The 5,700-nt window shown below is 72.4% G+C and carries 4 protein-coding genes; 3 read left to right on the top strand and 1 reads right to left on the bottom strand.

The genetic code is table 11. The annotated features are described in order from the left end of the window. On the top strand, nt 1-3,786 hold a 3,786-nt coding region (locus AC1DUQ_RS16365), incomplete at its 5' end, for a S8 family serine peptidase (protein ID WP_477074151.1). A 155-nt stretch (nt 3,787-3,941) separates the two neighbouring features. Further along, the gene (locus tag AC1DUQ_RS16360; RefSeq protein ID WP_477059910.1) at nt 3,942-4,454 is read left to right on the top strand and encodes a DUF3806 domain-containing protein; all 513 of its coding nucleotides are present in this window, start codon (nt 3,942-3,944) and stop codon (nt 4,452-4,454) included. 6 nt (nt 4,455-4,460) lie between these two features. On the opposite strand, the gene AC1DUQ_RS16355 is transcribed toward AC1DUQ_RS16360, so the two are convergent. Further along, the gene (locus AC1DUQ_RS16355) at nt 4,461-4,946 is read right to left on the bottom strand and encodes a ribonuclease H family protein (RefSeq protein WP_477059909.1); all 486 of its coding nucleotides are present in this window, start codon (nt 4,944-4,946) and stop codon (nt 4,461-4,463) included. A 103-nt stretch (nt 4,947-5,049) separates the two neighbouring features. On the opposite strand from AC1DUQ_RS16355, the gene AC1DUQ_RS16350 reads away from it, so the two are divergent. Then, nucleotides 5,050-5,565: a hypothetical protein gene (locus AC1DUQ_RS16350; RefSeq protein WP_477074150.1), complete on the top strand. Its 516-nt coding sequence runs from the start codon at nt 5,050-5,052 to the stop codon at nt 5,563-5,565. Nucleotides 5,566-5,700: the final 135 nt, after the last annotated feature.

The raw sequence follows: 5,700 nt of genomic DNA, 5'->3' as shown, positions 1-5,700 counted from the left end.
GGCTTCGAGATCACGAAGCCGGGTGGCGGCCAGACGGAGCTCAAGCCCGGCCGGTACATCGTCACGCTGGCCGACGACGCGGCCGCCACCTACGACGGCGGCGTGAGCGGCTTCGCTGCCACCGCGCCCGAGGAGGGCGACCAGCTCAACGCCCGCAAGGCGCCGGTGAAGAGCTACCGCCAGCACCTCACGGAGAAGCAGGAGGCGGTGGCCGAGGCGGCCGGCGTCACCATCGATGCGTCCTACACGCTGGCTCTCAACGGGTTCTCGGCGGACCTGACCGCCGGCCAGGCGGCTGAGCTCCTGGCCGACCACGACGTGGTCTCCGTGGTGCCGGACGAGCTCCGGCACGTCACCGCGGAGCCGTCGACGTCGTTCCTCGGGCTCGAGGGACCGGGCGGCGTGTGGGAGGCCGTCGGCGGGGCCGACCAGGCCGGTGCGGGCGTCGTCGTCGGCGTGCTGGACACCGGCATCGCGCCGGAGAACCCCGCATTCGCGGGAGACCCGCTCGGCACCACCGCAGGCGCCGAGCCCTACCTCGACGGCACCGCCATCGCCTTCCAGAAGGGTGACGGCAGCGTCTTCCGGGGCGTGTGCCAGACGGGCGAGCAGTTCACCGCCGCCGACTGCTCCACCAAGGTGGTCGGCGCGCGCTACTACGTCGAGGGCTTCGGCGTGGACAACCTCGGCGACGCGACCGTGGGCGAGTACATCTCCCCGCGGGACGGCGACGGGCACGGGTCGCACACCGCGAGCACCGCGGCGGGCAACGTGGCGACCCCGACCTCCATCGGCGGGATCGACTTCGGCACCTTCACCGGTGTGGCCCCGGCGGCACGCATCGCCGCGTACAAGGTCTGCTGGACCGGCCCGGACCCGGCCGTGACCACGGACGACGGCTGCACCACGACCGACATCCTGTCCGCCATCGACCAGGCGGTCGCCGACGGCGTCGACGTCATCAACTTCTCGATCGGTGGCGGCGCGGCCACGAGCGTCGCCGCGCCCGAGGACCAGGCGTTCCTCGGTGCGGCAGCGGCCGGCATCTTCGTCGCGGTCTCCGCGGGCAACGACGGCCCGGGTGCCTCGACGACGGACCACGCGTCCCCCTGGTACACCTCCGTGGCCGCCTCGACGATCCCCAGCTATGAGGCCACGGTCACGTTCGGCGACGGCCAGGCCTTCGCCGGTGCGTCGATCACGGTCGACATGGACCCGGCCGCCGAGCCGCTCACCGGTGCGCTGGTGAACTCGACAGCCGTGGCCCTCGCAGGCGGCACCGATGCGCGACTCTGCGCACCCGGTTCGCTCGATCCGGCGCTCGTCCAGCCGGGCACGATCATCGTCTGCGACCGCGGGGTCTACGACCGCGTCGCCAAGTCCGCCGAGGTCGCACGCGTCGGCGGCATCGGCATGGTGCTGGTCAACGTGACGCCGGGCTCGATCGACACGGACTTCCACTCGGTCCCGACCGTGCACCTCAGCCACGTCTACCACAGCGCAGTCGTCGCCTACGCGGCCACCCCGGGCGCCACGGCCACCTTCATCACGGGCAACGCGCTGGGCACCACCCCGCCCACCCCGCAGGTGGCCGGCTTCTCCTCGCGCGGCCCGGTGCTCGCCGGCGGCAGCGACATCATCAAGCCCGACATCGCGGCACCCGGCGTCTCGATCCTGGCGGCCGGAGCCAACGCCGAGGGCGGGGACCCGACGTTCCAGTTCCTCAGCGGCACCTCGATGGCGTCGCCGCACATCGCCGGCCTCGCGGCCCTGTACCTCGGCGAGCGTCCCAACGCGACGCCCGGTGAGATCAAGTCCGCGATGATGACGACCGCGTACGACACCGTCGACACGGCGGGCAACCCCGCGACCGACCCGTTCGCCCAGGGCGCCGGCCACGTCGACCCGACGAAGTTCTTCGAGCCGGGCCTGCTCTACCTCAACGGCCTGTCGGACTGGTACGCGTACCTGGCCGGCGTCGGCTACAACGTCCCGGTCACCCCGATCGACCCGAGCGACCTCAACATCGCCTCGATCGGCATCGGCAGCCTCACGGCACCGGAGACCATCACCCGCACGGTCACCTCGACGCAGGCCGGCACCTTCACCTCCTCGGTGCAGGGTCTCTCGGGCATCGGCGTGGTCGTCGAGCCCGCGACGCTGGAGTTCGGCGCCGCAGGCGAGACGAAGACGTTCTCGGTGACGTTCAGCCGGACGGACGCGGCTCTCGACGAGTTCGCGACCGGCTCGCTCACCTGGACGTCGGGTGCCACGACCGTGCGCAGCCCGATCGCCGTGCAGCCCGTCACGATCGTCGCCCCGGCGTCGGTCGAGGGTGAGGGCGTGACCGGATCGGTCGCCGTCGAGGTGACCCCCGGTGGCGACGGTGACATCCCGCTGGCGACCACCGGCCTGTCCGCCGGTGAGCTGCTCGCCGACCCGACGGGTACCGAGACCGAGCACAGCGGGTCCGGCACGACGGGCGACACCGCGCAGTACCTCGTCGACGTCCCCGAGGGTGCGCAGTACGCGAGGTTCGACCTCGACGCGCTCGACGACACCGCCGACCTCGACCTGATCGTCTACCTGCTCGACGCTGCCGGGAACCCGGTCGCGGGCTGGCAGTCGGCGACCGGCTCGGCCGACGAGCGGGTCAACCTGCTCGCCCCCGACGCCGGGACCTACGCGGTCCTCGTCGACGTCTACAGCGCGCCGAACGGCGTCACCTGGGACGCCACGGTCACCTCGGTGGTCGAGGGTGGGGCGCCGCTGGCGCTCGACCCGGCGGTCCTGTCCGGCGTGCAGGGCATCCCGGTGACGTACACCGCGTCCTGGGCCGACCTCACGCCGCGGACGACCTACCTGGGTCTCGTCAGCTACGGCGACACCGGCGAGTTCACGGTCGTGCAGGTGGCCACCGGCGAGCCGGCGACACCGACGACCACGACGCTCGCGGTCACCGGCGGGAAGAAGGTCGGCCAGGAGCTCACGCTCACGGCCACCGTCGTCCCGGCCGAGGCCACCGGCACCGTGACGTTCCTCGACGGGCAGACCCCGATCGGTTCGTCGGCCGTCACGGCCGGCAAGGCGACCGTGAAGGTGAAGCTCGGCGCCGGGTCGCACTCGCTTACTGCGAGCTTCGCACCCACCGCCGGCAGCGGGTTCGCCGCGTCGACGTCGGCGGCCGTCCCGGTGGAGATCGCCAAGTCGTCCTCCACCACCACGTTCACACTGGCCAAGTCGTCGGCCCAGTACGGGCAGACGACGAAGGCGACGATCGTGGTCACGGGCGCGACCGCTCCGCCGACCGGCACCGTCGAGATCAAGGACGGCGGGGTCACCATCGCGACCGGCACGCTCACCGTGACCGGCCTGCGGGGGGTCGCCGAGCTGGTGGTCCCCGGCACGCTCTCGGCCGGCAACCACCGCCTGGTGGCTGTCTACTCCGGCAACGCGGACGTGTCCGGGTCGCAGGCGGAGAAGCGGTTCACGGTGACCAAGGCGCCCGCCAAGGCGTCGCTCACGGCGACGTCGTGGACCGTCTCCAAGGGCGCAAAGCCCGTGCTGACCATCACGGTGTCCGGCGCGAAGGGCGCACCCGCGCCCACCGGCTCGGTCACCGTCCTGCTCGGCCTGCACCGGGTGGCCACCGTGCCCGTGACCAACGGGGTCGCCACGGTGACCCTGCCGGCCGTGCAGCGCTCCACCCTGGTCATCGCGACCTACAGCGGGGACGGCGGCTACTGGCCGACGGCCACCTCGCACGCGCTGACCGTCAGGCGCTGAGCCTGACGGCTCGGTGACGAGGGCCGCGTCGACCTCCGGGTCGGCGCGGCCTTCGCGTGTCCGGGGGTCAGTTGCCCGTGCGTACTGAGACGCCGACCGGGCGATCCCGGGGTGTCCGGGTCAAGCGACGGGCCCGCGCGGTCGATACTCGGCACATGGGACTGTTCCGACGCGCAGAGATGCCGACCGACGGGTCGACGGTGCCGCACCCGCACACACCCGGGGACGACACCCGCTCCGTCCAGGTGGAGCCGCTCAACCCCGCCGAGCTGGTGTGGGCCGCGCAGCACCGCGAGATCATCACCGGCCTGTGCTCCGGGACGGTCGACACCCAGACCCTCGGCGACCTGTTCGACCGCGTCCAGGCGATCTGGTTGCAGTCCGACGAGCGCGACCGCACGGACCCGGAGCCGCTGGTGCACGCGTTCGGCGTCACCCTGGGCGACCTCGTCGCGCAGCGGGTGCCGGGCCTCGTGTGGGGTTCCGCGCGCGGTGACGGCTCCCCCGAGCTGGTCCTCACGCACGCGGAGCACGACCTCGTGGTGTTCCCCGTGGCTGCCGTGGGGCAGTCCTGGGGCAGCGCTCCGGTCGGCTGGGTGGCGGAGTACGTGACCGAGGCGTCCGAGGGCGCCCTCGCGATCCTGGCCCGGGACCGCCAGCCCCACTGACCGTCCTCAGAACAGGACGTCGGGCTCCAGGGCCGCGGTCGGGACCGACGGTTCCGGACCGGCGTCGCGCACGCCGCGCGCCGCGATGCCCGCGAGCTCGTCGGCCCGCTCGTTGAACTCGTCCCCGCGGTGACCGCGGACCCACACGAAGCTGACCGCGCCGGGCCGCTGCGCGATCTCGGAGTCGATGGACTGGATCAGGGCGAGGTTCTGCACCGGTCCGCCGGCGGCCGTGCGCCAGCCCTTGCGCTTCCAGCTGTGCACCCACTCCGACGAGCACTTGATCGCGTACTGCGAGTCGGCCTGGATCACCAGGGGCTCGTCACCGGGGTGCGACCGGATGGCCTCGAGGACCGCCATGAGCTCGGCGACCTGGTTGGTGCCCGACGGGTGACCGCCGCTGGCGGAGCTGCCGTCGTGGTTCGCCCACGCCCAGCCGATCGCCCCGCCGGGGTTGCGCAGGCAGGAGCCGTCCGTGCTGACCGTGATCACGGGGGGTGATTCTGCCCTGCCGGCGGAGGGTCGCTGCACCCGAACGGGGGCATTCGTGGACACAAGTGCTCATGTGTCCCGGCGATCTGGCCGATACCCACGCATGACGACGTTCGACGACACGGACTTCTTCACCGACGCGTTCACCGGGTTCGRTGCCGACGAGGCGCCACGGCGTCGCTCCAGCATGCTCACCGCGCTCGTCCTGGTCGCCGCCGCGGCGCTCGTCGCGGGCGGCATGATCTGGGTCCGGCTCGCCCAGATCCCGGCCGACGTGGACCCTGTGGACCCGGCGACCACGCTCGCCGTGTTCGAGCGACCCCAGCGTTCTGCGGACGTCGTCGGCGCCGATGATCTCTCCGGCAGCCAGATCGACCCCGACAGCACCCGGCTGCTCGCCACGACATCCGACACCCGCTACTACGCGGGCGTCTCGCAGAGCCAGCTGCTCTGCGTGCTGACCCTCACCGAGGGCGAGCTGCCGAGCACCGGGTGCACGTCGACCGACGGCGGCGTCGTGCACTTCGGCATCGGCGACGAGCTCATGCTCGTGAACGCAGGAGAGCCCGCCCCGGCCGGCTGGCACGAGGCGGGCCCCCAGGTGTTCCTGAAGGACTGACGCCGCTCACTCCTGCGGCAGGCGCAGCCGCGCACCGAGCGCCGCGGCGCCGATGACCGCACCCGCGCAGGCGAGCACGATGTCCTTCAGCACGTACTGACCGGCGAGCACGATGTCCTTCAGCACGTACTGACC

Source organism: Cellulomonas sp. P4_B5_2 (genome assembly GCF_056402235.1).
This window is presented reverse-complemented; position numbering and strand designations above follow the sequence as displayed.